At 65.7% G+C, this 24,338-nt stretch carries 27 protein-coding genes; 12 read left to right on the top strand and 15 right to left on the bottom strand.

The window, feature by feature from the left end; genetic code table 11:
- Positions 1-4 precede the first annotated feature (4 nt).
- Genes H5J25_RS15870 through H5J25_RS15895 form a run of 6 tightly spaced genes read right to left on the bottom strand, consistent with a single transcriptional unit; the run spans position 5 to position 4,998 of the window.
- Positions 5-907, bottom strand: a complete 903-nt coding sequence (locus H5J25_RS15870) for a cell envelope biogenesis protein TolA (RefSeq protein ID WP_202092722.1) — start codon at positions 905-907, stop codon at positions 5-7.
- A 16-nt stretch (positions 908-923) separates the two neighbouring features.
- Positions 924-1,415, bottom strand: a complete 492-nt coding sequence (gene tolR / locus H5J25_RS15875; RefSeq protein WP_202092725.1) for a protein TolR — start codon at positions 1,413-1,415, stop codon at positions 924-926.
- Between the two features lie 10 nt (positions 1,416-1,425).
- Positions 1,426-2,118, bottom strand: coding sequence for a protein TolQ (gene tolQ, locus H5J25_RS15880; RefSeq protein ID WP_202092726.1), 693 nt, complete (start codon positions 2,116-2,118; stop codon positions 1,426-1,428).
- A complete protein-coding gene (locus H5J25_RS15885) occupies positions 2,118-2,585 on the bottom strand; it encodes a YbgC/FadM family acyl-CoA thioesterase (protein WP_202092728.1) in 468 nt (155 codons plus the stop codon). Before H5J25_RS15885 ends, tolQ begins: the two co-directional genes overlap by 1 nt.
- A gap of 58 nt (positions 2,586-2,643) precedes the next feature.
- Entirely contained in the window at positions 2,644-3,675 is a 1,032-nt protein-coding gene (locus H5J25_RS15890) for an NAD(P)H-dependent flavin oxidoreductase (RefSeq protein WP_202092736.1), read from the bottom strand.
- A gap of 51 nt (positions 3,676-3,726) precedes the next feature.
- A complete protein-coding gene (locus tag H5J25_RS15895; protein ID WP_202092738.1) occupies positions 3,727-4,998 on the bottom strand; it encodes an aspartate kinase in 1,272 nt (423 codons plus the stop codon).
- Between the two features lie 51 nt (positions 4,999-5,049).
- Here H5J25_RS15895 and ubiG point away from each other — a divergent pair, with 51 nt between their 5' ends.
- Positions 5,050-5,799 (top strand): bifunctional 2-polyprenyl-6-hydroxyphenol methylase/3-demethylubiquinol 3-O-methyltransferase UbiG, encoded by a 750-nt coding sequence (ubiG, locus tag H5J25_RS15900; protein WP_202092740.1) that lies wholly within the window; start codon positions 5,050-5,052, stop codon positions 5,797-5,799.
- Between the two features lie 3 nt (positions 5,800-5,802).
- A complete protein-coding gene (locus tag H5J25_RS15905) occupies positions 5,803-7,260 on the top strand; it encodes a glycosyltransferase family 39 protein (protein ID WP_202092742.1) in 1,458 nt (485 codons plus the stop codon).
- Between the two features lie 206 nt (positions 7,261-7,466).
- Here H5J25_RS15905 and H5J25_RS15910 read toward each other — a convergent pair whose 3' ends face one another.
- The 3 genes from H5J25_RS15910 to H5J25_RS15920 are packed head-to-tail and all read right to left on the bottom strand — an operon-like array spanning position 7,467 to position 10,150.
- Complete coding sequence (locus H5J25_RS15910; protein ID WP_202092744.1) at positions 7,467-8,675, bottom strand: glycosyltransferase; 1,209 nt, start codon at positions 8,673-8,675, stop codon at positions 7,467-7,469.
- 3 nt (positions 8,676-8,678) lie between these two features.
- The gene (locus tag H5J25_RS15915) at positions 8,679-9,218 is read right to left on the bottom strand and encodes a DUF2141 domain-containing protein (protein WP_202092746.1); all 540 of its coding nucleotides are present in this window, start codon (positions 9,216-9,218) and stop codon (positions 8,679-8,681) included.
- Complete coding sequence (locus tag H5J25_RS15920) at positions 9,215-10,150, bottom strand: hypothetical protein (RefSeq protein WP_202092748.1); 936 nt, start codon at positions 10,148-10,150, stop codon at positions 9,215-9,217. Before H5J25_RS15920 ends, H5J25_RS15915 begins: the two co-directional genes overlap by 4 nt.
- Before the next feature lie 190 nt (positions 10,151-10,340).
- Between H5J25_RS15920 and H5J25_RS15925 the strand changes: the two genes are divergently transcribed.
- A complete protein-coding gene (locus tag H5J25_RS15925; protein ID WP_202092750.1) occupies positions 10,341-11,426 on the top strand; it encodes a glycosyltransferase in 1,086 nt (361 codons plus the stop codon).
- Here the strand turns inward: H5J25_RS15925 and maiA are convergent.
- From maiA to pyrE, 6 genes are all read right to left on the bottom strand, one after another.
- Positions 11,423-12,052 (bottom strand): maleylacetoacetate isomerase, encoded by a 630-nt coding sequence (gene maiA, locus H5J25_RS15930; protein ID WP_202092751.1) that lies wholly within the window; start codon positions 12,050-12,052, stop codon positions 11,423-11,425. The two genes, H5J25_RS15925 and maiA, sit on opposite strands and share 4 nt — an antisense overlap.
- Positions 12,049-13,131: an AI-2E family transporter gene (locus H5J25_RS15935; protein WP_202092753.1), complete on the bottom strand. Its 1,083-nt coding sequence runs from the start codon at positions 13,129-13,131 to the stop codon at positions 12,049-12,051. Before H5J25_RS15935 ends, maiA begins: the two co-directional genes overlap by 4 nt.
- Positions 13,128-14,078, bottom strand: a complete 951-nt coding sequence (gene lepB, locus H5J25_RS15940) for a signal peptidase I (RefSeq protein ID WP_202092756.1) — start codon at positions 14,076-14,078, stop codon at positions 13,128-13,130. The genes H5J25_RS15935 and lepB overlap by 4 nt, the downstream gene beginning before the upstream one ends.
- Positions 14,075-14,491, bottom strand: coding sequence for a holo-ACP synthase (acpS, locus tag H5J25_RS15945; RefSeq protein WP_202092758.1), 417 nt, complete (start codon positions 14,489-14,491; stop codon positions 14,075-14,077). The genes lepB and acpS overlap by 4 nt, the downstream gene beginning before the upstream one ends.
- A gap of 196 nt (positions 14,492-14,687) precedes the next feature.
- Positions 14,688-15,416, bottom strand: coding sequence for a pyridoxine 5'-phosphate synthase (locus H5J25_RS15950; RefSeq protein ID WP_202092760.1), 729 nt, complete (start codon positions 15,414-15,416; stop codon positions 14,688-14,690).
- Positions 15,413-15,997 carry an orotate phosphoribosyltransferase gene (pyrE, locus tag H5J25_RS15955; RefSeq protein ID WP_202092762.1) on the bottom strand — a complete coding sequence of 195 codons (585 nt, stop codon included), beginning with the start codon at positions 15,995-15,997 and terminating at the stop codon, positions 15,413-15,415. Before pyrE ends, H5J25_RS15950 begins: the two co-directional genes overlap by 4 nt.
- 194 nt (positions 15,998-16,191) lie before the next feature.
- Here pyrE and coxB point away from each other — a divergent pair, with 194 nt between their 5' ends.
- The 9 genes from coxB to thrC all read left to right on the top strand — a co-directional run bounded on the left by coxB (position 16,192) and on the right by thrC (position 24,337).
- Complete coding sequence (coxB, locus tag H5J25_RS15960; RefSeq protein WP_225883181.1) at positions 16,192-17,331, top strand: cytochrome c oxidase subunit II; 1,140 nt, start codon at positions 16,192-16,194, stop codon at positions 17,329-17,331.
- A 3-nt stretch (positions 17,332-17,334) separates the two neighbouring features.
- On the top strand, positions 17,335-18,999 hold the full coding sequence (gene ctaD / locus H5J25_RS15965) for a cytochrome c oxidase subunit I (protein ID WP_202092764.1): 1,665 nt from the start codon (positions 17,335-17,337) through the stop codon (positions 18,997-18,999).
- A 240-nt stretch (positions 19,000-19,239) separates the two neighbouring features.
- Positions 19,240-20,133, top strand: coding sequence for a heme o synthase (locus tag H5J25_RS15970; protein ID WP_202092766.1), 894 nt, complete (start codon positions 19,240-19,242; stop codon positions 20,131-20,133).
- A 4-nt stretch (positions 20,134-20,137) separates the two neighbouring features.
- Complete coding sequence (locus tag H5J25_RS15975) at positions 20,138-20,287, top strand: hypothetical protein (RefSeq protein WP_202092768.1); 150 nt, start codon at positions 20,138-20,140, stop codon at positions 20,285-20,287.
- Between the two features lie 26 nt (positions 20,288-20,313).
- Entirely contained in the window at positions 20,314-20,847 is a 534-nt protein-coding gene (locus tag H5J25_RS15980) for a cytochrome c oxidase assembly protein (RefSeq protein ID WP_202096427.1), read from the top strand.
- Between the two features lie 34 nt (positions 20,848-20,881).
- Complete coding sequence (locus H5J25_RS15985; RefSeq protein ID WP_202092770.1) at positions 20,882-21,811, top strand: cytochrome c oxidase subunit 3; 930 nt, start codon at positions 20,882-20,884, stop codon at positions 21,809-21,811.
- 56 nt (positions 21,812-21,867) lie between these two features.
- A complete protein-coding gene (locus tag H5J25_RS15990) occupies positions 21,868-22,224 on the top strand; it encodes a DUF983 domain-containing protein (protein WP_225883539.1) in 357 nt (118 codons plus the stop codon).
- 4 nt (positions 22,225-22,228) lie between these two features.
- Positions 22,229-22,873 carry an SURF1 family protein gene (locus H5J25_RS15995; protein WP_202096428.1) on the top strand — a complete coding sequence of 215 codons (645 nt, stop codon included), beginning with the start codon at positions 22,229-22,231 and terminating at the stop codon, positions 22,871-22,873.
- 60 nt (positions 22,874-22,933) lie between these two features.
- A complete protein-coding gene (gene thrC, locus H5J25_RS16000; RefSeq protein WP_202092773.1) occupies positions 22,934-24,337 on the top strand; it encodes a threonine synthase in 1,404 nt (467 codons plus the stop codon).
- The last annotated feature ends 1 nt before the right edge of the window (position 24,338 follow it).

The raw sequence follows: 24,338 nt of genomic DNA on the forward strand, positions 1-24,338 counted from the left end.
ATCCTCAATCGGGCAGCTTGTAGCGGAGGCTGAACGTCTTCCATCCGCGTGGCACGTCATACAATTCGGGGGGCAGTCCGCGTAAGGGCGCACAGCCCATGAACGCCGCGATCGCATTGCGATCGACCGCATCGACGTACCGGCTGTTTTCGGCATCGACGCCGCTATGCTGGCCGGACACGGTGGGGCGGCCGTTGAGCGATCCGTCGCGATTCAATTGCAGTCGGATCGTCACGATGATCCTCGAAGCACCCGGCCCGGGATTGACCTGTCGATCCGCGCAAGGCTGCACCTGCCGCTTGATCGCAGAACCGATATCGGCGGCGGCCTGCGCATCCATCGTCGCGCCCGGCGGTGTCGGAGCCTTGGATTTGGACGGCGCGGCGGCGAGGCCCTTCAACGTCTCCTGATCCAGTACGAAACCGCCGGATTTCGGCTTCTTCGCGGCCGAATTGGTGCCCGTGCCCTTGGCGACACTCGGCTGCTTTGCCGGAGCGGTCGCCACGCGGGCGGGTGGCGCCTTTGTCTGGACAGGCTTTTCGGGCTTGGCGACCGGCAGCTTCTTCGGCGGCGGCGGGGCCTTGGGTGCTGGTTTCGGAGCGGGAGCCGGGACCGGTTCGGGTGGCTTGGCCGGCGGTGCAGGCTGCGGCTGGGGTGCGGGTTCAGGCTCGGGCGGGGGCGAATCCTCCGGCGGTGCGGGTTCGGGCGCTTTCGATTGCGCCGGCTCCTCGACGGCGGGCGGTGCCTTCGATTCGAGCGCGACGTCCGGGACCAGCGAGATATCGATCGCCTTGGGCTTGATCTCCTCGGCCGGCTTCTCGGACAGGAACCCGATTGCGAGCAACGCGAACAGCGCCGCATGACCGACGACCGCGACGCCCAGACCGATCTTTTCCGTCCGTTCCATCAGGTGCCGCACCCGATCACTTTACAGCCGTACCTGCGGTGCCACCCCCGGCCCCAGCTCCGGCCCCTGCTCCGACATCGCTGTCGCCGACCGTAACGAGGGCGACGCGGTTGAGGCCGGCGGCGTTCAGGTCGCCCATCACGCGCATGACGCGGCCATAATCCAGCGCCTTGTCGGCGCGCAGGAAGATCTGGGGCGATTGCCCGTCCTGCGTATTGCGTGCGATCCGGGCGAACAGATCGGGGAGAAGCGCTTCCGTCACCTCATCCTTGTCGACGAAGATCTTGCCCGACGCGTCCAGCGAGACCTGAACAGGCTTCTGATCCTGATCCAGCGGCTTGGCGCGGCTGTCTGGCAGGTTGACCGGCACTCCGGCCGTGAGCAGCGGCGCGGTGACCATGAAGATGATCAGCAGCACCAGCATCACGTCGACCATCGGCGTGACGTTGATGTCGGCCATCGGCGCGCGCCGCCCGCGGCCGCGTTGCGAGGGGAGGTTTATCGACACCGACCCGTCCTCACCGTTCGCTTTCCAGCTGACGGCTGAGCGTCGCGTGGAAACCGTCGGCAAAGCGGTTCAGCGCCGCCTCGATCTTGTTGATGCCATGGCTGAACCGGTTGTACGCGATCACGGCCGGAATAGCGGCGAACAGGCCGATCGCGGTCGCGAACAACGCCTCGGCAATGCCGGGCGCGACGACCGCAAGCGACGTGTTCTGCGCCGATGCGATGCGCGTGAAGCTGTCCATGATGCCGATCACGGTGCCGAACAGCCCGACGAACGGCGCCACCGACCCGACCGTGGCGAGGATGTTGAGGCGATCGGACATCTTGTCGATTTCATGCGCGACCGACGCCCCCATCGCCGTCGCCAGCCGCTCCCGGGTGCCATCGCGGTCGACCGAGCCACCGACCGTCGACCGGCGCCATTCGGACACCCCTGCGCCGAACACCTTGGCGACGGGCAGGTCGCTGTTGCTATGCGTGCGATAGAAGGCGTCGATATCCTCCGCTTTCCAGAAATCGCGCTCGAACGTTTCGGTACGACGACGCGTGCCGCCGATCTTCATCGCGAAGCTGACGATGATCGCCCAGGTCCAGACGCTGGCCAGCAACAGCCCGACCATCACGATCTTCACGACGATATTGGCATGCAGGAACAGGCCGATCATCGACATGCTGGCAGGATCTGTGTTCACGATTGCGTCCATCACTCTTCCACTGTTCCCCGGACCATCAGCGCCTCGAACGCCGCGATCCATTCGCTCGGTTGCCGCCGCGGCCGGCCCGAAGGCGCGACAAGGGCGGCGGTTACGTCGGCTTCGCTCAGTATCTGGTCACCCATCATGACTCTCTGCTGAATATCGACCGAAGCGGCTCTGATCCTCGTCAAGATACTTACGACGACCAGCACATCGTCCAGTTTCGCCGGACGCTTGTACCGGATATTGAGTTCCGACACGACATACGCGCCCTCGCCCGCATCGTTGAACGCGCGCTGGTCGACGCCGACGAGACGCAGGAAATCGGACCGTGCCCGCTCCATGTAGCGCAGGTAATTGGCGTGATAGACCACGCCCGAAAGGTCGGTGTCCTCCAAATAGACCCGCACCGGGAAACGATGTTCCGATCCCACGAAGCGGCCTTCGGTGGGCTGGTCCTGTGACGATGGCGGCATCGGGCTGCCTTTAGCCGATGGCTGGAGGCGGGGGAACCCCGCTCGCGCCACACGGGAGTCAGGCCGCGCGCTTCTCCAAAGCGTGGGCGGCTTCGGCGATCAATGTCGCGATGATCTCCGCGATCGGCTCTTCCTTCGTCACCATGCCGACCGACTGGCCTGCCATCAAGCTGCCGTTATCGACATCGCCGTCGATTACGGCGCGGCGCAGCGCACCGGCCCAGTAATGCTCGATCTGCAGCTGCGCCTCGCCCATCGCGACCGCGCCTTCGTCCAGCTGCTGGGCGACTTCACGCTGTTTGGCGGTGAACAATTCGCTGGAGGCATTCTTCAGCGCGCGCACCGGAATGACCGGCAGGCGCGGATCGATCTGCACGCTGGCGATCGCGTCGCGGGCGGAGGCGCGAATGAATGCCTTCTTGAAATTGGCATGCGCGATGCTCTCTTCCGCGCAGACGAAGCGGGTGCCGAGCTGGACGCCGGCCGCACCCATGTCGAGATAGCCGGCGATAGCCTCGCCGCGACCGATGCCGCCGGCTACGAAGACGGGAACCTGGTCGGCGACCTCGGGCAGGATCTCCTGCGCCAGGACGGACGTGGAGACGGGGCCGATATGTCCGCCCGCTTCCATCCCCTCGACCACCAGCGCGTCGACGCCCGAACGGATCAGCTTCTTGGCGAGGCTGAGCGCCGGGGCGAAGCAGATCACTTTCGCACCGGTCGCCTTGATCGCTTCCAGCGACCCCTTCGGCGGCAAACCGCCGGCGAGCACGACGTGCGTCACCTGATGCCTGGCGCAAACCGCGATCAGGTCGAACAATTGCGGGTGCATCGTGATCAGGTTCACGCCGAACGGCTTCGACGTCATCGCCTTGGTCGCCGCGATCTCGGTATCGAGCAATGCGGGTGTCATCGCGCCGCAGGCGATCAGGCCGAACCCGCCCGCATTCGACATGGCGGAGACGAGGTTGCGTTCGCTGACCCAGGACATCGCGCCGCACAGGATCGCGACCTCGCTGCCCAGGAATTCGACGCCGCGCGCCATGCGCCGTTCCAGGCGATCGCGCCCGATGGTGGAAATTTCGTTCATGGCCGCGGGCCTAGCCCCCGGGAGGCCTGTCCCGCAAGCGCTTGGTGAGCGTCAGGCGGCGTCCTCCGAGTCCAGACCATAAGCGGTGTGCAGGACGCGGACGGCGAGTTCGGTATAATCTTCCTCGATCAGCACGCTGACCTTGATTTCCGACGTGGTGATCGCCTGGATATTGATGCTGCGGGCGCCCAGGGTTTCGAACATCGTCGCGGCGACGCCGGCATGGCTGCGCATGCCGACGCCGACGACCGAGATCTTGGCGACGCGCGTGTCATGGACCAGTTCGGCATAACCGATCTCGCCCTGCGCATTACCCAGCACCTCCAGCGAGCGCGCGAGATCCGCACCGGGAACGGTGAAGGTCACGTCGGTCGACCCGGTCGAATGCGCGACGTTCTGCACGATCATGTCGACGTTGATGTTGGCCTGCGCCAGCGGGGTGAAGATCGCGCCGACCGAACCGGGCTTGTCCGGGACGCTCGTCAACGTGATCTTCGCTTCGTTCTTGTCGTGCGCGATGCCGGTGATCAGCTGCCGTTCCACGTCGATATCCTCCTGCCCAAGTTCATCTTCCCCCACGATCATCGTGCCGGGCAAGGTATCCGCCATCGGAGCGTCCGCGTCGGTGAACGACGACAGCACCTGCACGCGGACCTTTTCCTTCATCGCCAGTCCGACCGAGCGCGTCTGAAGCACCTTCGCGCCGACGCTCGCCAGTTCCAGCATTTCCTCGTACGTCACGCGCTTCAGCTTGCGCGCGCGCGGCACGATCCGCGGGTCCGTCGTGTAGACGCCGTCGACGTCCGTATAGATGTCGCAGCGATCGGCCTGCATCGCCGCCGCGATCGCCACCGCCGATGTGTCGGATCCACCGCGCCCCAACGTCGTCACGCGCTCGCCCGTCGCGACGCCCTGGAAACCCGGGATCACCGCCACCTCGCCGCGCGCGAGGCTTTCGTTCAGTGCGGTCGTATCGATCTCGCCGATGCGGGCGGATGCGTGGCCGTCCGACGTGCGGATCGGCAATTGCCACCCCATCCAGCTGCGCGCCGGGACGCCGACCGCCTGCAGCGCGATCGCGAGCAACCCGCTGGTGATCTGCTCACCTGCGGACACGACCACGTCATATTCCTTGGGATCGTAGAGCGAGGACGCCTCGCGACAGAAATTGACCAGCCGGTCCGTCTCGCCCGCCATGGCGGACACGACCACCGCAACCTGGTTCCCGGCATCGACCTCGCGCTTCACGCGCAGCGCGACGCTGCGAATGCGTTCGATGCCGGCCATCGAGGTGCCGCCGAATTTCATCACGATACGGGACATTGGGTGGGTTATGTCCTTTTGGCTTGGAGCGCGTGCTGATAGAAACGCCGGATGATTAGCGCAAGCGTACCCGTAACGAACCCCGCGACCACGATCGATCCGGCGGAGGCGGCGCATTTCGGCACGATGGCGGCGGAGTGGTGGGATCCGAACGGATCGTCCGCGATGCTGCACAAGCTGAACCCCGTCCGGCTGCGCTACCTGCGCGAGCGGATCGACGCGCAGTGGCATGGGGACGATACCAGCTTCACGCCGCTTGCCGGCAAGAGCGCGCTGGATGTCGGCTGTGGCGCGGGGCTGCTGTGCGAGCCGCTGGCGCGGTTGGGCGCGGCGGTCACCGGGCTGGATGCCGCGCCGGAGAACATCGCCGCGGCCCGGATCCATGCGGGGCTTTCCGGTCTCGAGATCGACTATCGCGCCGGCAGCGTCGAGGGGCTGGACGGCAAGACGTTCGATCTGGTCACGTCGCTGGAAGTGATCGAGCATGTCAGCGATCCGGCCGGCTTCGTGCGCGGGCTGGCTGACGCATTGGCGCCGGGCGGGCTTCTGGTCGTTTCGACGCCGAACCGTACGGCGTTGTCCCGGCTGGCGATGATCACGATCGGCGAGGGTTTTGCGAAGATCCCCAAGGGCACGCACGACTGGGACAAGTTCCTGACGCCCGAGCAACTGACGGCGATAATCGAAGGCGCAGGGCTGACGGTGATCGATAAGCGAGGGCTCAGTTTCTCCCCGGCGCGCGGGTTCGTGCTGAGCGACGACCTCAAGCTCGATTATTTCGTCACCGCCATCCGCGCCTGATCGATGTCCATTGCCGGATCGCCCCCGCGCCGCCCGCTTTGGGCTTTTGCGGGGCTGACGGTCGCATTGGTCCTGCTCGCGCTGGTCCGGCCGCTGGACCATGACGAGAGCCAGTATGTCGCGGCGGCGGTGCTGACCGCGCATGGCCAGATGCCGTATCGCGACTTCGCCTACCTCCAGACGCCGCTCCAACCCTTCCTGTTCGCGCCGCTAGCCTGGCTGTTCGGCGGCTGGACGTGGCCGGGACTGCGGATCGTCAACGCGGTGCTCGGCGTAGTGGCGGTATCCAGCGTGTACCGGGCGGCGCGGACCGGCGGCGCGCGGACGGAACCGGCGCTGCTGGCCTGCGCTTTGTTCGCGTGCTGCGACATACTGCTGTTCAGCGTCGGAACGGCGCGGAACGACGCGCTGCCCGTTGCCCTGCTCGCCAGCGCCCTGCCGTCGATCATGCGCGCCGCCAACGGCCGGGGAACGCAGTCGAGCGCAGCGCTGGCCGGACTGTTGCTTGCGGCGGCGGCGGCGGCAAAGGTCTCCTATGCGCTGCCCGCCATCGGTTATGGATTGTACGCGCTGTACGACCGGCGGCATCGGCCAGCGTGGCTGATCGCGGGTGCCCTGCCCGTGGCCATCACTTTGATTGCGACCGGCCTGATCGCGCCGCAGGGCTTCCTGTTCGGCGTGTTCGACTTTCCGGCTCGCGCGCCGGACCAATATTACCGGGCGATCGGCAAGGCCTGGAAGCTCAGCACGGGGACCAAGCTGATCGACCTGATCAAGTTCCTGGCGCTTGGCCCGGCGCTCTTGTGCCTCGCATTGGCCAGCCTGTTCCGCTGGCGGGCGACGGGCGGGCGAGCGATCGACTGGATGATCGTCGCGGGTCTGGTCGCCGCGCTGATGCCTTCCCCCGTCTGGCGGCAATATCTGCTGCCGATGCTGCCGCCCCTCTTCGTGCGTCTCGCGATCGGCTGGCAGTCCGTTTGGCCGGGGCGCCGCACGCGGATCGCGCTGGTCGTGTTCGCCTGCGCCGGACTGGCGCCATCGATCGAGGCGATGGTGCGCGCCGTACCCCGCGTGCCGATGATCGACGCGATGCGGCAGAGCGCCGCAATCCGCGTGGTGATGGATGCGGCGGGTGTGCACGGCCCGGTCGCGACGCTTTCCCCGCAATTCCTGCCAGCGACCGGGCGGCTGCCGGATGCTCGTTTCGCTACCGGGCCGTTCTATTTCCGTAGTCGCGGGCTGATCGGCGCGAAGGACGAGGCGGTGAACCGCGTGGTCGCGAAGGATACGATCGGCATTCACTTCCGACACCCCCCGGCCGCGATCCTGACCGGCGGCGAGGGTGCTTGGACCAGCGGCGACCCGACGCTGGACGGCGTGCTGGCCGATTGGGCTCAACGCAACGGATGGCGCAGAATTTTAGTGCCGGGCGGGCGATTCACGCTCTACGCGCCGAATTGAAGATCGTCGCGACATAAGCCGCGGCGCCGAGTCGCAGCGGCGTCCGCCAAGGCGAAGTTGACGATATTGACGACACGTCCCCCCTCTTTGGCGCTCCCCGACGGATCTCGTGTCGGAGAAGGACGGGGTCGGGCGAACGGCATCGGGCATATCGATCGACCCGAGCAATTCGTTCCCAACATTGCAAGGGCGGGGAAAGGATCGATCTATTGCGCCCGGGTGACCGTCGCGACGTGTCCCGCCTTTGCCGCGATCAGCCCGGCATAATAGGCCATCAGGTCTTCGGTATGCTCGCGGTCGCTGCGGACGCGGCCTGCGGCGACGCGGGCGGCGCGGCGAAGCATCGCCTGGTCGCGCGCGAACAGGCGGCGGATCGCGGCGGCGCAGGCGCCGGGATCGCGCGCGGCATACAGTTCCGACGTCATCGGATCGGCGATCTCCGCCACGCCGCCGGTATCGGGCGAGATCAACGGTAGCCCCGCCGCCATCGCCTCGGACGCGACCAGCCCGAACGGCTCCGCTTCCGATCCGTGGATCAGCGCATCGCAGCTTGCCATGATCCGCGCCAGCCGCTCGCGATCATAGACCGGCTGGAACATGCGGATATGCGGCGATCCGGCGATAAGGCGTTCGATCTTGCGGCTGGCGACGCCGGTGCCGAGCAGGATCATGCCGACGGGTACGTGCTGCCCCGCCTGAACCACCGCATCGGTGACGAGATCCCAGCGTTTTTCCGGGTGATGCCGCCCGAGACCGAGCAGCAGATGGCCATGCGGCGGCAGATCGCATTGCTTCAGCAGCGCCTGACGAAGCGGCTCGCTGCGATAATCGGGCGAGAAGTGGCCGCGTTCGATGCCCAGCGGCATCGCCTTGTCGATATGCACGCCCCGCGCGCGCAGCCGCTTCTCCAGCGCCGGGCCGTTGGTGACGACCGCATCGTATTTCCCCAGGAAACGCGTGAGATACCGGCTGTACCAGGCGAAGGCGCGCTCGATACGCTGTTGCGGCGCGAGCTTCTCGAACCAGCGCAGCGCATAGGCCGACACGTTGTCATTGTGCATGAAGAACACGCGGACCGGATCGTGGCCGGCCTGCGGCTGCCATTGCCCGACGATCCAGGCGGGGCGCCACGGCGACGACGTCTCGACCAGATCGGGCTTCAGATCGTCGAGCAGGCGGGTGATCGGCGCAGCATCCCAGAACAGCCCGTAATTCTTGTCGAACGGCAGGCGCGACGCCTTGACGTAGATGATCCGGCCGCCGCCCGGCCGTTCCTCGACCTTGTCCTCGCGGCCCGCCGCGATGACGATCAGTTCGTGCCCGAGTTCGGACATGATCCCCATCTTGCGGTCGATATAGGTGCGGACCCCGCCGCCGGTGGGCGAATAGAATTCGTTCACGTCGACGATACGCATGGATCAGTTCGCCTTGATCGGGGAAAATCCACTGAAGCCACGCAAATATTGCGCCCGTATGTCGGTTGTTTCGACGCCCGCCGGCACATCGATGATCGCCTGCGCCAAGGTGGGTTTCGAGCGACCGAGCTTCTGGTTGCTGCGAAGGCCCGCGCCATCGGACCAGAAGTTGAACTTGTTCCGGCCGTCGCGATTGTGCGTGAACAGCAAGGCGTAGCGGCCCGGACGCGGAACCCGGATGCACAAGGCGACCGAGCCGCTGGCCGGCGTATCGACCACGACGCGGCGGAACACCTTGCCCTCCGCGATCAGGTCGCGATCGTCCTTCAGGAAATCCGCTTCGGTCGCGGGATACAGTTCCAGGCGGAGGTCGCCGGTCCGATCCTTCAACCCGAGCACGTTGACGCGGATCGCAGGGCCACCACTCGTGCAGGCCGAGGCATCGCTGCCCAATGTCCGCGTCTGCGCCGATCCCGGAGCCGAAAGGGACAAGGCGATTGCCGTCGCGATCGAGGTGAGGGGCAACGTCGAAGCGAACTTCATAGCGTCTTCTTCCTAGCCAACAGCCCGTGCACGCCGAACATCACGATGAAGACGACGTGGAACAACAACTGCATCGCCGCGGTGAACGCGACCAGTTCCGACAATTCCTGATCCTGCCCGATGACGAGGATCGCGAAGTTGGCGAAAAGCAGGTCCTTGTTGGGCACAAGCGGCAGGCGCGACACGAGCAGGCGTGCGGCGGCGAGGAACAGCCACATGCCGAGCGGCGCGGTCGGCAAAGCGAAATGCCAGGCGAGCGCGATGAGGAAGGACCCTGCGATCAGGCGCAGGCAGTGGATCGAAAACACCCACCACAAGGTGCCCCGCGCGAGCGAGAAAACGCGTTTGGAGAAGATCAGGAACGGCAGCGACGTGCACATAACGATGCCGATCGACCCGAGCACTTCCTCCAGATACCCCGCGGCGCTGAGCAACTGGTAACCGAGCGGCACGGCGAAGGCGAACAGGACGAGGGTGATCGTGTTGCCGGCGATGGCGGACAGGATGCTGACGTCCTTCACCGCGCCGAACGGTGCCGCGATCATTCGCGCCCGGCTGCGTGCCCAGGCATAGAAATACGCCTCTCCGGAATATCCGAAGACGACCTCGTTCGCGATCCGCTTCTTGATCAGCGCGATCATGCCGCCGACGAGCGGAATGCCCCACAAGCGGCGAAAGATGATCCAGTCCCCGGTCGGTGCGGAGAAATATAGCAATGTGAACGCGACGTAGAAGGCGGGACTGGCAGGCACCGCGCGGTGGAGCCCGGCAAGACCGTGGCCGAGCAACTCGCGTCCCAGGCCGACGACCATTGCGATCGTCAGCAGCGCGCCGATGATCATCGGCCAGCGGCTGCGAATCCTTTTGAGCGGTTCCAGCCCGGCAATGTCCGGCGCCAGCGCTATCGACGGTTCTGCGATCGTGTCGCGCATGTTCGGTCCGGTTTTCGGAGTGTCCACCTGGCGAAAACCATCCGCTGATGCCGCAGAGGTCTGGGGCTATGCGCCGCCTTTAACGCCACTGTTATCGCGCCGCAACAAATCTGCGGCAAGGCGACCTGACGCAGGTTGGGACGTAAATTCTTTTGTGACTTTTCTACAAGCGGTAAGGCCGCGTCCGTCGATGGATAAACCTTTCCCTGCCGGCCCGCGACACATCCTGACCTATGCCGAGACGTGGCGTGGCGGTGGTGTGGAGCGGGTTCAGTTGCGCCTCGCACGCGGCTGGATCGCGGCGGGATGGCGCGTGACGCTGGTTTTGGGCGATCCCGAGGGGCCGCTGGCAAGCGAGGCTCCGGACGGGCTGGAGATACTGCCGCTCGGGTCGGGGGGAATGCTCCCGCTGATGCGATTGCTGCCGGATATCGTCGCCGAGCGGCGACCGGACGTCATCTTCTGTCCGGGCAATCATTATACCGGGGCGGCGGCGTGGCTACGCCTGCGTCTGGGCCGGACATGCCCGCCTATCGTTGCGAAGGTTTCCAATGCCTTGGGGCGACCGGACCAACGCTTCGCCGTGGCCTGGGCCTATCGCCGGTGGCTGGCGCTGCATCATCGTTTCGTGTCGAGGCTGGTGGCAATGACCCCGGCAATGGCGGACGAGGCCGCAGATGCGATGCGGATCCCCCGCGGCGCGATCGCCATCATCCCCAATCCGCCGGTCCTGCCCATTCCGGGCGCGACGCCGCCGGTCCTGCCTGGCGGACGCTTTATTCTGGGCGTGGGGCGACTGGCGCCGCAGAAGCGCTGGGACCGCTTGATCGCTGCGGTCCCCAAACTCGCCGATCGCGACCTGTCGGTGGTGATACTGGGCGAAGGCGACGCGCGCGCGGCGTTGACGGCGCAGATCGCGGCGCTCGGGCTGGGGCACCGCGTGCATCTTCCAGGGCATAGTGCCGATCCGCTGCCCACGATCGCGCGTGCGGTCGCGGTGGTGCTGGTATCCGACTTCGAAGGCGTGCCGAGCGTGTTGCGGGAGGCGCTGTCGCTCGGAACGCCGGTCGTGACGACCGGATCGAGCGTTGCGGTCCGCGAGATCGTGACCGGGCCGGACCTCGGCACAGTTTTAGCGGCGGGCGACGAGGCCGGGCTGATCGCCGCGATCGACCATTGGGGCGCGCCGGGCCAACCCCGCCCCGCCCCGGTTCCGCAGCCGGGCGAGGGGGCGGCCGACGAGTATTTGCGACTGTTCGAAAGCGTTATCGGTTAGGGTTTGCAGCGGTCGGGGTGCGCCGCGGCGAAGGCCGGGAGGGTCGTGCAGGCCGCGTCTACTGCGACGAGTGTCGGCCAAGCATCGACCTGCATCTCGAACCGGCGCGCGTTGTACATCTGCGGAACGAGGCAGATGTCCGCCAACCCGGGTGCCGGACCGCCGAGGAACGGGCCTTCCGCCGCTTTCGCGATCGTCTCCAGTGCGTCGAAACCGGTCCGAACCCAGTGGCGATACCAGTCTTCCTTCGCCGGCTGATCCGCGCCAAACTGGGTTTCCAGCCGCTTGAGCACGCGCAGATTGGCGATCGGGTGGATATCCGACGTGACGGCGAGGGCACCGGCCAGCGCCCGCGCGCGGCCCAGTGGATCGCTCGGCAGCAACGCAGGATCGGGGCGGGTCGCGTCCAGATAGTCGATGATCGCGACGCTTTGCGTCAACGTTGCGCCGTCGATCTCCAGCGTTGGCACCAGGCCTTGTGGATTGCGCGCGAGATTGTCTTCCGCCGTATGTTCGGCCGCGAGCAGGTTCACCGGGACCGATTCGTACGCCAGCCCCTTCAGGTTCAGCGCGATGCGAACGCGGTAGGCCGCGGACGAGCGCCAGTAATCGTACAGCCGGATCATGCCGCCAGCCTTTCCCCGTCCGCTTCCTCCGCGCGTTCGGAACTGCGTTCCAGCGCGACCTTGATCATCGCGGTCATCGGATCGGCGAGCGCGAGCCCCAGGATGCCGAACAGCGTGCTGGCCAGGATCTGCGCGCCCAGCGTCAGCGCTGGCGGCAGATCGACCGTCTTCTTCGCGACCATCGGAATGACCACGTACCCATCGAAGGTCTGCACGACGAAATAGGTCGCGAGCGCGGCGATACCCGTGTCCGCCCCGGCGCTGAACCCGACGGCCGTCATCAACACGCCGGTGATGAACGCGCCGACATTGGGGATGAACGCCAAGATTCCGGCGATGATGCCAAGCACGAGCGCCATCGGTACGCCGAAGAACCACAGGACCAGAAACGTCAGCACGCCTTCCAGCGCCATGCCGAGCAGGCGCCCGGCCAGCAGGCGGCGCAGCGTCACGCCCATCCGCTGTACCGTCAGGGCGAATTCGGGGCGGTGTTCGACCGGGATCATCCATTGCAGCCCGCGATCGTAGAGCCGCGGTTCCATCGCGATGAACAGACCGAGCACCAGGATCATGAACAGGCTGGTCATTGCGCCCAATGCGATGCCGACATACGAGCCGATCTTGCCCAGCGACCCCAGCGCCTGCCGCGCCATGCTGCCCAGATCGGACTTGCCGGGCATGATCCCCTTGTCGGACAGCCAGCCGGTGACGCGGTCGAACTGGCTTTGCAACGTCGCGCCGAGCTGCGACGCCTGCTGCACCAGTTGAACGCCGGTCAGGTAAAAGGTGCCGAGCAGGAAGGCGACGACCAGAAGGACGACGATCGCCAATCGCCAGCCCCGCCCGATGTTCAACACGCGGCCGAGCAGGCGTACGCCGCCGTCCAGCATCGCCGCGAACACCAGACCGGCGAAGATGATCAGCAGCGGCTGGACGAGCAGGATGACCAGCCCGATCGCGACCGCCATGCCGAACCATACGCTTGCCCGCTTCAGTTCGGCGCGGACCGCCGGATCGCGAACCTCATTGGGGCTGGCACCCGAGACGATTTGCACCCCGTTGCCGGCCCCGTCGGTCATTTCGCGGTTTCCTGTGGATGCAGCGAATTGCCCGCGCGCCCGGATCGCAGAGCGCTCCACCAACTGAGCGGGTTCCACGATGCCGTCCCGTCGAGCGAGAAGGTGATGAATTCGGCACGCCCGCCGACATATTCCCACGGCACCGCACCGCCCAGCCCCAGATCCGGCTGACCGAGCGAGAAGCGGCTGTCCGACGACCGATCGCGATTGTCGCCCATCAGGAACACATGGCCGGCCGGGATGGTGATCGGACCGTAATTGTCCCCGGGGCTATAGCCGAGCTCGACCGTGTCGTAGCGCCGGCCGTTCGGCAGGGTCTCCGTCACGATCGGCAGGCGGCAGACTTGCGCGCCGTCCGCCGCCGTCTCCAGCGCGCCGGGATATTCGCTGTCGGTGCAGGGGAGGTTGGCATCGACCGGGAGCAGCACGTCGTGGATCGGCCCGCGACGCACCGCTTCGCCGTTGATGTACAAGACCCCGCCGCGCACCTGCAACCGGTCGCCCGGCAGGCCGATCAGCCGCTTGATGTAATCGGTGTTGCGACCCGGCGGGGTGACGATGACGACGTCGCCGCGTTCCGGCATGCGGCCGAACAGGCGCCCCTTCACGAACGGCAATTGCACGCCCCAGCTTTCCTCCGGCTGACGCAGCACCAGCCCGCGGAAGATCGCCGCCGGATTGGGAATGGTCGGCGAGATGAACGACCAGCCATATGGATATTTCGTCACCACCAGCCGGTCGCCGGTGCGCAACACCGGCATCATAGATTCCGACGGAATGTAGAAAGGCTTGGCGATGAAACTGTGAAAACCGAGCACGGCGAGGATGAGCCAGAATATCCCCTTGGCCTCTTCCCACCAGGTCGATTGGGTTTTGGTGGCGGGGGGCTGGGACGGGCTGGCGGACCCGGTCCGGGGGTCGTTCACTGCCGGATTTTCGGCCGTCATTCCGTGTCCTCAGTTTTCTTTATGGCCTCGATGATCACGAAGGCCTGTGCCCAGGGATGATCGTCGGTCATCGTAAGATGTACCCTGGCGGCGTGTCCGTCGGGGATCAACGCGTCAAGCCGCGCCTTGGCCCCGCCGGTCAACAGTAAAGTCGGGGCGCCGGAGCGCGCATTGACGACGCCGATATCCTTCATGAACACGCCGGCACGAAACCCCGTGCCGACCGCCTTGGAGAAGGCCTCCTTCGCGGCGAACCTCTTGGCGAGCGTTCCGGCCTTGGTGAAGGGACGCTTCGCCGCCTTGGCGCGTTCGGTTTCGGTGAAGACGCGGTTCTCGAACCGATCGCCGAAGCGGTCCAGCGACGCCTGGATGCGCTCGATGTTGCACAGGTCTGAGCCCAGGCCGATGATCATTTCGAGGCCCCTGCGAGGGTCGGAAGAAGGTTTGTTCGCGCGGAGACGCGGAGACGCGGAGAAGAACGGAAGAAGGTATTGCGCTGCGCGCGGCGGGTGGAAACGGCAGTCGAGGGAAGACGCGCGACGCGCGTGATCTCTTTCTCCTCTTCTTCGCGTCTCCGCGTCTCCGCGCGAACACTCCTTCCAAAATCCATCACCGCGCGAGATCCATAGCGGCCCGCATCTGCCGGACCGCCTCGCCCAGGCCGACGAACATCGCCTCCCCGACGAGGAAGTGCCCGATATTCAACTCGCGCACCTGAGGAATGGCGGCGATCGGCGCGACATTGTCGTAGGTCAGGCCGTGTCCGGCATGCACCTCGATACCGTTCTTCGCGGCAAGCGCAGCGGCATCGGCGAGACGGCGTAGTTCATGCGTGCGCGCCTCGCCTTCCAGTTGCGCATAACGCCCGGTGTGCAGTTCCACGACCGGGGCGCCAAGCCGGATCGCGGCATCGATCTGCAGCGCATCCGGCTCGATGAACAGCGATACGCGTATGTTCGCGTTGCGTAATTCCGACACGAGCGGGGCGAGGCGGTCATGCTGCCCGGCCGCATCCAGCCCGCCCTCGGTGGTCAGTTCCTCGCGCTTTTCGGGAACGATGCACGCGGCATGCGGTCGATGACGCAGCGCGATCGCGAGCATCTCGTCGGTTGCCGCCATTTCCAGGTTGAGCGGAATCGTCAGCCGTTCGGACAGGCGCGCGATATCTTCGTCGGTGATGTGCCGCCGGTCCTCGCGCAGGTGCGCCGTGATGCCGTCCGCGCCGGCCTCCGCCGCGAGCAACGCCGCGCGAACCGGATCCGGATAGCCCGCGCCACGTGCATTCCGCACCGTCGCGACGTGATCGATGTTGACGCCGAGGCGCAGGATATCGGTCATGCCGCCGCCCGGCTACCCGGCTTGATCGCTGGGATCGCCGCAAGTTCGGGGGGCAAGGCGTCGGCAGCGTAGGTCGGAACGTCGAGGCGGATCAGCGGATGGAACGGCACGCCGAGGTCCGCGCTGCCGTTGGAGCGGTCGACCAGCGCGCCGGCGGCGACGGTCACGCCGCCCGCGCGTGCGATCGCGGCGATCGCTTCACGTGACGAGAGACCGGTGGTGACGACGTCCTCCATCATGAACACGCGCGTGCCGGGTTCCAGGCGGAAGCCGCGGCGGAGTTCGAACACGCCTTCGGGGCGTTCCAGGAACATTGCCTCCACCCCCAGCGCGCGGCCCATTTCGTGGCCGGCGATCACGCCGCCCATGGCGGGGGAAACGACCGCCTGGATCGACGAGCGGACATCCGCGGGAAGGCGGGCGACCAACGCTTCGGCCAGCCGCGCGCCGCGCGCCGGATCCATCAGCACGCGCGCGCATTGCAGGTAGCGGGCGGAGCGCAGGCCGGACGAGAGGATGAAATGCCCCTCCAGCAATGCCCCTGCCGCGCGGAACTCACCCAGAACCTCGTCTTCCGTCATCGCCCGGCCCAACCTTTCGCGCGCCAAATAGGGCCGCGCGGGGCCCAAGTGCAACGTGTACAGGAAAAAACTCCGCGCATGCCGCTTGAGGCAAAGCGGGGTCGCGCGTATAGGCGCGGGTCAAACGGGTGGAATCCTGCCCAGCTCTGCGGCCCCATTTTGCCGTAGCGTATTCGCCAGGGGTGACGACACATATGCGTATGACGGGGTTCAAATCGATCGCACTGGCAGCCGGGCTGCTGGTGGCCGGCGCGGGCTTCGCCGCGGCGCCGCCCGCCGCGCCGACCGCGCCTGCCGTTACGGCACCGGCGCCCGTCACGGTCGATCCGGCTGCCGCCGCGCCCGCAAACGCGCCCGCCCCGGGCAGTGCCGCGCTGGCGCAGGACGGTGCGTATGCCGTGACGCCGGTGCCCGGCGTCGGCATGCCGACCGACCGGCATTATGGCATCCAGCCGCAGGTCACGAAGAATGGCGAGCGCGCACAGCATTTCCATGACGCGATTCTCGTCCCCGTGATCACGGTCGTCTCGTTCTTCGTGCTCGCGCTGCTGTTCTGGGTCGTCTACCGCTTCCGCCGCGCGCGGAACCCGGTGCCGTCCAAGACGAGCCACAACACGGCGATCGAGATCGTATGGACGCTGGCCCCAGTGCTGATCCTCGTACTGCTCGCGGTGCCGTCGATCGGCCTGCTGCAGGCGCAGTTCAAGCCCGCCCCTGCCAACGCGATCACGCTGAAGGCGATCGGCAACCAGTGGTACTGGACCTATCAATATCCGGACAATGGCGGGTTCGAAATCACTGCCAACATGCTGAAGGAGAAGGACCAGGCCGGTAAGGGCGAACGCATTCGCACCGATGCCGACGGTCCCCGCCTGCTCGCCACCGACAACCGTGTCGTGCTGCCGGTCGGCGTGCCGATCCGCCTGATCACCACCGCCAACGACGTCATCCACAGCTGGGCGGTTCCCGCCTTCTGGATGAAGCTGGATGCGGTTCCGGGTCGCCTGAACGAGACGAGCTTCACGATCGAGAAGCCCGGCGTGTATTTCGGCCAGTGCAGCGAATTGTGCGGTGCGCGGCACAATTACATGCCGATCGCGGTCGAGGCCGTGTCGCTCGAGCAGTTCAACGCCTGGGTCCTCGCCAAAGGCGGCTCGATCAAGGGCGCCAAGCCTTCGGTCGCCCCCGCCGCGCTGACGCCGGAAGCGGCCGGCGCCGCTGCAGCGCCGACCAGCAACACCACCGACGGCGCGGTCGAAAATTCGACCGCACCCGCCACCACGACCACTCAGGGCGCATCGGGCAATCCCGCCGGCGCCGGCACCGGACTGTAAGACATGACAGATACCGCCCTCAGCCCGAGCCATTTCGACGCGCATCATGGCCATGACGACCATGCGCACGTCGAACATGTTCCTGCGTTCTTCGCGCGCTGGTTCATGTCGACCAACCACAAGGATATCGGGACGCTGTACCTGATCTTCGCGATCATCGCGGGGATCATCGGCGGGTCGATTTCCGGCCTGATGCGCGCGGAACTCGCGCATCCCGGCATCCAGTACCTGCAAGGCTGGGCCGGCATGCTGCACGGCGGCGAGGCGAGCCTCGACGAGTCGCTGCATCTCTGGAACGTCCTGGTCACGGCGCACGGCCTGATCATGGTGTTCTTCATGGTCATGCCCGCCATGATCGGCGGGTTCGGCAACTGGTTCGTGCCGATCATGATCGGCGCGCCGGACATGGCCTTCCCGCGCATGAACAACATCTCGTTCTGGCTGCTCGTCCCCGCTTTCATGCTGCTGCTCGCATCGCCGTTCTTCGGTGGTGCCGGCAACGGATGGACGCTGTACGCACCGCTCTCCACCTATGGCGAGCCGGGACCGTCGACGGACATGGCGATCCTGGCGCTGCACCTTGCCGGTGCCTCGTCGATCCTGGGTGCGATCAACTTCATCACCACGATCTTCAACATGCGCGCTCCGGGCATGACGCTGCACAAGATGCCGCTGTTCGTCTGGTCCGTGCTGGTCACCGCATTCCTGCTGCTGCTCGCACTTCCGGTGCTGGCCGCAGCGATCACGATGCTGCTGACCGATCGTAACTTCGGCACGACCTTCTTCGATCCTGCCGGCGGCGGCGATCCGATCCTGTACCAGCATCTGTTCTGGTTCTTCGGTCACCCCGAAGTGTACATCATGATCCTGCCGGGCTTCGGCATCGTCAGCCACATCATCTCGACCTTCTCCAAGAAGCCGGTGTTCGGCTATCTCGGCATGGCCTACGCCATGGTCGCGATCGGCGTGGTCGGCTTCGTCGTGTGGGCGCACCACATGTTCACGACCGGCCTGTCGGTGAATACGAAGATGTACTTCACCGCGGCGACGATGGTGATCGCGGTGCCGACCGGCATCAAGATCTTCTCTTGGATCGCGACGATGTGGGGTGGCTCGATGAGCTTCAAGACCCCGATGGTCTGGGCGATCGGCTTCATCTTCATGTTCACCGTCGGCGGCGTGACCGGCGTCGTGCTCGCGAACGGTGGCGTCGACGATTACATGCAGGACACGTATTACGTGGTGGCGCATTTCCACTACGTGCTGTCGCTGGGTGCGGTCTTCTCGCTGTTCGCCGGGTTCTACTATTGGTTCCCGAAGATGTCGGGGAAGATGTACAACGAGTTCCTCGGCCAGCTGCACTTCTGGGTGTTCTTCATCGGCGTGAACATCATGTTCTTCCCGATGCACTTCCTCGGCCTGCAGGGCATGCCACGCCGCATGCCCGACTATACGGACGGCCTGGCGCACTGGAACTGGGTCGCTTCGGTCGGCTACATGATCATGGGCGTCGGCATGGTGATCTTCTTCATCAACCTGTTCTGGTCGCTGATGGCGGGCAAGAAGGCGGAAGACAGCCCGTGGGGCGAAGGCGCCACGACGCTGGAATGGACCCTGTCCTCGCCTCCGCCGTTCCACCAGTTCGAGACGCTGCCGCGGATCGACTGATCCCGGCAAGAAGATCGACGAAACAGGAAACGCCCCGGTTCATCGCCGGGGCGTTTTTCTTTTGGCCGGGGCGTCGGAGCAAGTCGGCGGGTCGCTTTCCGGGATGGCAGCGATGATCGTCATTCCGCCCTGGGTCGGTGCCCGTGCTTGGCGGTTTTAGCGTCGGACCGGACACTTGCCGCCTTCCCCGAACCATGCCGCTTTCCCCAGCGCACAGAGGGGCCTATAGCGCAGACGATCATGACCGCGACGACTCTTCCCCTGCCCGCAGACTGGCGCGACTTCCTGGCGCTGACCAAGCCGCGCGTGATGACGCTGGTGGTGTTTACCGGACTGTGCGGTATGCTGGCGGCGCCGGTGCTGATCGATCCGATCCTCGGCTTCACGGCGATCCTGTGCATTGCGCTGGGCGCGGGTGCGGCGGGGGCGCTGAACCAATGGTATGAGGCCGATCTCGATTCGAAGATGAAGCGGACGCAGGGTCGCCCCCTGCCCGCCGGACGGATGGAACGCGGATCGGCGCTGCATTTCGGCGTGGGCCTCGCGGCATTCTCGGTGATCCTGATGGGGCTGGCGAACAATGTCGTCGCGGCGGGGATCCTCGCGGTGTCGATCCTGTTCTACGTGTTGATCTACACCGTGTGGCTGAAGCGCCGGACGCCGCAGAACATCGTGATCGGCGGTGCGGCGGGCGCGTTTCCGCCGTTGATCGGTTGGGCGGCGGCAACGGGCGACGTCGCGACCTTGCCCGTGCTGCTGTTCGTATTGGTATTCCTGTGGACTCCGCCACATTTCTGGGCGCTCGCCTTGTTCATGAAGACCGATTACGCCGCGGCGGGCGTGCCGATGCTGCCCGTCGTCGCGGGCGAGCGGGCGACCCGGACGCAGATCGGGCTGTACACGATCCCGATGGCGGCGGCGGCGATCGCCCCCTGGGCGCTGGGACTGACCGGCGCGATCTATGGCTGGGTCGCGGTCGCGACGACGGCGGTGTTTGCCGCGATGGTGGTGCAGGTCGCGACGCGGCGCACGCAGCCCAACGACACGATGCGCCCCGAAAAACGCCTGTTCGCCTATTCAATCCTGTACCTGTTCATTCTGTTCGGCGCATTGGTTGCCGACCGCTGGATCTGACCACATGACCAACGACCCGATCCGCAAGGAAGACGATCTGATCCGCGCCCGCCAGCGGAGCCGTGCGATGGTGATGGCGGTGATCCTGGGCGCGTTCGTGATCCTGGTGTTCGGCATCAGCATTGCCAAGATCAAGGCGGGGATGCCGCATTGACCGCCGCCGGCCTGCCTCGCAAGCGGATGACGGGAACCGGCCGGACCGCGATGCTGGCGGTGATCGGCATCTGCTTCATGACCGGCCTCGCCTGGGCCAGCGTGCCGCTGTACCGCATGTTCTGCCAGGTGACCGGGCTGAACGGCACGACGCAGCGCGGGACGGAGGCGCCCGGCGCGGTCGACGGCAAGATGCGGATCGATTTCGACACGAACGTCAGCCCGAAGCTGCCGTGGAAGTTCGAGCCCGAAAACCCGTCCGAGACGGTCGATATCGGCGCGCGCGACATGGTGTTCTTCACGGCGACCAACACGTCCGCCAAGCCGGTCACGGGCACCGCGACGTTCAACGTCACGCCGGCGCAGGCGGGCAAGTATTTCACCAAGATCCAGTGCTTCTGCTTCACGCAACAGACGCTGAAACCGGGCGAGACCGCGCGGATGCCGGTGATCTTCTTCGTCGATCCGAAGATCATGGCGGATCCCGATGCGAAGGATATCCGCACCATCACGCTCAGTTACACGTTTTACCCGGTGGATTCCGGCAAGACGTCGAGCTAGAGCGGATTCAAACAGGCTAAACAGGGGACCGACCATGGCCGGCGCCAAGAACCACGATTATCATATTCTCGCTCCGGATCCGTGGCCGATCATCGGCTCGTTCTCGGCGCTCGCGATGGCGGTGGGCGGCATCATGTGGATGCATGGCGGCCATGTCAGCCCGGACAAGGCGAATGGCGGCGGCGTCGTGTTCTTCATCGGCCTGCTCGGCGTGTTGACGACGATGTTCTGCTGGTGGGGCAACGTGATCAAGGAAGCGCATGCGGGCGATCACACGCCGGTCGTGCAGCTTCACCTGCGTTACGGCATGATCCTGTTCATCGCGTCCGAAGTCATGTTCTTCGTCGGATGGTTCTGGGCGTTTTTCGACTTCTCGCTCTTCCCCGCACCGGTCGAACTGGCGGCGGGCGTTCCGGGCCTGATCACCGATGCGGCCGCGGGCGCCGCGACCTGGCCACCCAAGGGCCTGGAAGTGATCGACGCCTTCAAGTTCCCGCTGCTCAATACGCTGATCCTGCTGACCAGCGGCACCACCGTCACCTGGGCGCACCATGCGCTGATCCACAACCAGCGTGGCGGCGAGAAGACGGGCCTGTGGGGCCTGATCGGGGTCGGCAATCGCGACGGCGTGCTGAAGGGCCTGTGGCTCACGGTCGCGCTGGGTCTGCTGTTCAGCTCGATCCAGGCGTATGAATATGCCGAGGCACCGTTCCCCTTCAAGGGCATCAACTATGGCGCGTCGTTCTTCATGGCGACCGGCTTCCACGGCTTCCACGTCCTGATCGGCACGATCTTCCTGATCGTCTGCCTCGTCCGCGCCTATCGCGGCGACTTCACCCCGAAGCAGCATTTCGGCTTCGAGGCAGCGGCCTGGTACTGGCACTTCGTCGACGTGGTGTGGCTGTTCCTGTTCGTCACCATCTATGTCTGGGGCGGCTGGGGCGCACCGGTCCACGGCGGCTGATGATGGAGGCGCGGGACGAGGCGGGGACGCCGCCTTATCCCGCGCCACCGACGCATATGCAGGTCGCGATCGGCGGCCTGTGTCCGCGCTGCGGCGCGAAGACCCTGTTCGGCGGGTTCGCGAGTTTCGCACCGAAATGCACGAAATGCGGGCTGGATTTCTCTGCCTTCAACGTCGGCGACGGGCCGGCGGCTTTCCTGACCCTGATCCTGGGCGCGATCGTCACGGCGCTGGCTATCACGCTGGAATTGACGCTGCACCCGCCATTGTGGCTGCACATGGCGATCTGGATCCCGGTAACCGCGGCAGGCGTCGTGCTGTCGCTGAGGGCCGCGAAAGGCGCGCTGATCGCCGCGGAATATCGCAACGCGGCGCATGAGGGACGGATAGTCCAGAACGCCGATGACGTCTGACACGATGAAGCGGATCCCCGTCGTCGCGACGATCGTGGTGGTCGCCGCGATCGCGCTGATGATCGCGCTGGGTTTCTGGCAATTGCAGCGGCGCGGCGAGAAGGAAGCGCTGCTGAGGCAATATGCCGCCAACATCACGCGCCCGGCGATCGCCTTTCCTTCGATCCCGGTCGACGATTCGCTGCTGTTCCGACGCGCGAGCGGGATGTGCCTGGAAGCGGTGAGCTGGTCGGAGCGGTCGGGGCGCAATGCGGCGGGCGGATCGGGCTGGCGGCAGATCGCGCAGTGCCGCACCGGAGCCGAGGGCCCCGGCATGGCGGTGCAGGTCGGCGTGGCGAGAAGCGCCGGCGGCAAACCGGACTGGAAGGGCGGCGAAGTCCACGGATACATCACCCATGCCCCGGACGATCAGCCGCTGATCCTGTCACTGTTCGGAACGTCGCGACCCAAGACGTTGATGTTGGTGAGCGATACGACGCCGCCGGGGCTCGACGCCAATCCCGGGCCGGACCTGTCGGCGGTGCCGAACAATCATCTGGCCTATGCGGTGCAATGGTTCATCTTCGCCGCGATCGCCGGGATCATCTATGCGCTGGCAGTATATTGGCGGATCAAGCCGGCGCGACCCGGTCTTCTTGACGCTGATTAACAAGGTCTGCGGGACGAAAGGTTGCCGCCGCCGCCCTGCCCCGCTACGCGCTTGACCCCTATGCGCTACGTAAGCACCAGGGGCGACGCGCCCATCCTCGATTTCCAGGCGGTGACGCTTGCCGGTCTTGCCAGCGATGGCGGATTGTATCTGCCCGAAGCCTGGCCGACGCTGTCGCGCGAACAGATAGCGGGGCTGCAGGGCCTGTCCTATGTCGATACCGCGGTCGAGGTGATGGCGCCATTCGTCGAGGGCACGCTGAACCGTCAGGAACTGCGCGACCTGTGCATGCAGGCCTATGGCCGGTTCAGCCATGCCGCGGTGACGCCGCTGGTGCAGTTGGACGGTCAGCACTGGTTGCTGGAACTGTTTCATGGCCCGACGCTGGCGTTCAAGGACGTCGCGCTGCAATTCCTCGGCCTCCTTTTCGAACGGTTCCTGTCGGGTACGGACAAGCATCTGACGGTCGTCGGCGCGACGTCCGGCGATACCGGTTCGGCGGCGATCGACGCGCTTGCCGGGCGGACCGGCGTGGATGTGTTCATGCTGCATCCCAAAGGGCGCGTATCCGACGTGCAACGGCGCCAGATGACGACGGTGCTGGCGCCCAACATCTACAATATCGCGATCGACGGCAGTTTCGACGATGCGCAGGCGCTGGTGAAGGCGATGTTCAATTCGCCCGACTTCAGCGGGCGGTTCAACCTGTCCGCCGTCAATTCGATCAACTGGGCGCGGCTGATGGCGCAGGTGGTGTATTATTTCTATGCCGCAGTCCGGCTCGGCGCGCCCGAGCGGCCGGTGGCGTTCTCCGTGCCGACGGGCAATTTCGGCGATGTTTTCGCGGGCTATGTCGCGGCGAAGATGGGGCTGCCGATCGCCAAATTGATCGTCGCGACCAACGTCAACGACATTCTGCACCGCGCACTGTCCGAGGGCGACTATTCGCAAGGCACCGTCGTCCCGACGCCGAGCCCGTCGATGGACATACAGGTATCGAGCAATTTCGAACGGTTGCTGTTCGATCTGGGTGGGCGCGACGGCGTGGCGCTGAGCGATCAGATGCGCGGGTTCGGATCGACCAAGGCGATGCGGTTGACCAATGCACAGCGCGCCGGGTCCGAGCCTTTGTTTTCCAGCGACCGGATCGATCTGGACGATATGGCGCTGGCGATGCGCTGGGCGAGCGAGGATGCCGGTCAGGTGATCGATCCGCACACCGCGATCGCGCTGGCCGCGGCGCGGCGGGCCGACGTTGGAGACGTTCCGATCGTGACGTTGGCGACCGCGCATCCGGCCAAGTTCCGCGATGCGGTAGAGCGGTCTACGGGTGCGCGGCCGGCCTTGCCGAAGCGGATCGGCGACCTGTTCGACCGCGAGGAACGGTATGACAGCCTGCCCGGCACGTTCGAGGCGGTGACGGCCTATATCGCCGAACGTGCGGTGCCGCGCGAGGCCGGCTGAG

The sequence above is a fragment of the Sphingomonas aliaeris genome (genome assembly GCF_016743815.1).
Lineage (GTDB): Bacteria > Pseudomonadota > Alphaproteobacteria > Sphingomonadales > Sphingomonadaceae > Sphingomonas > Sphingomonas aliaeris.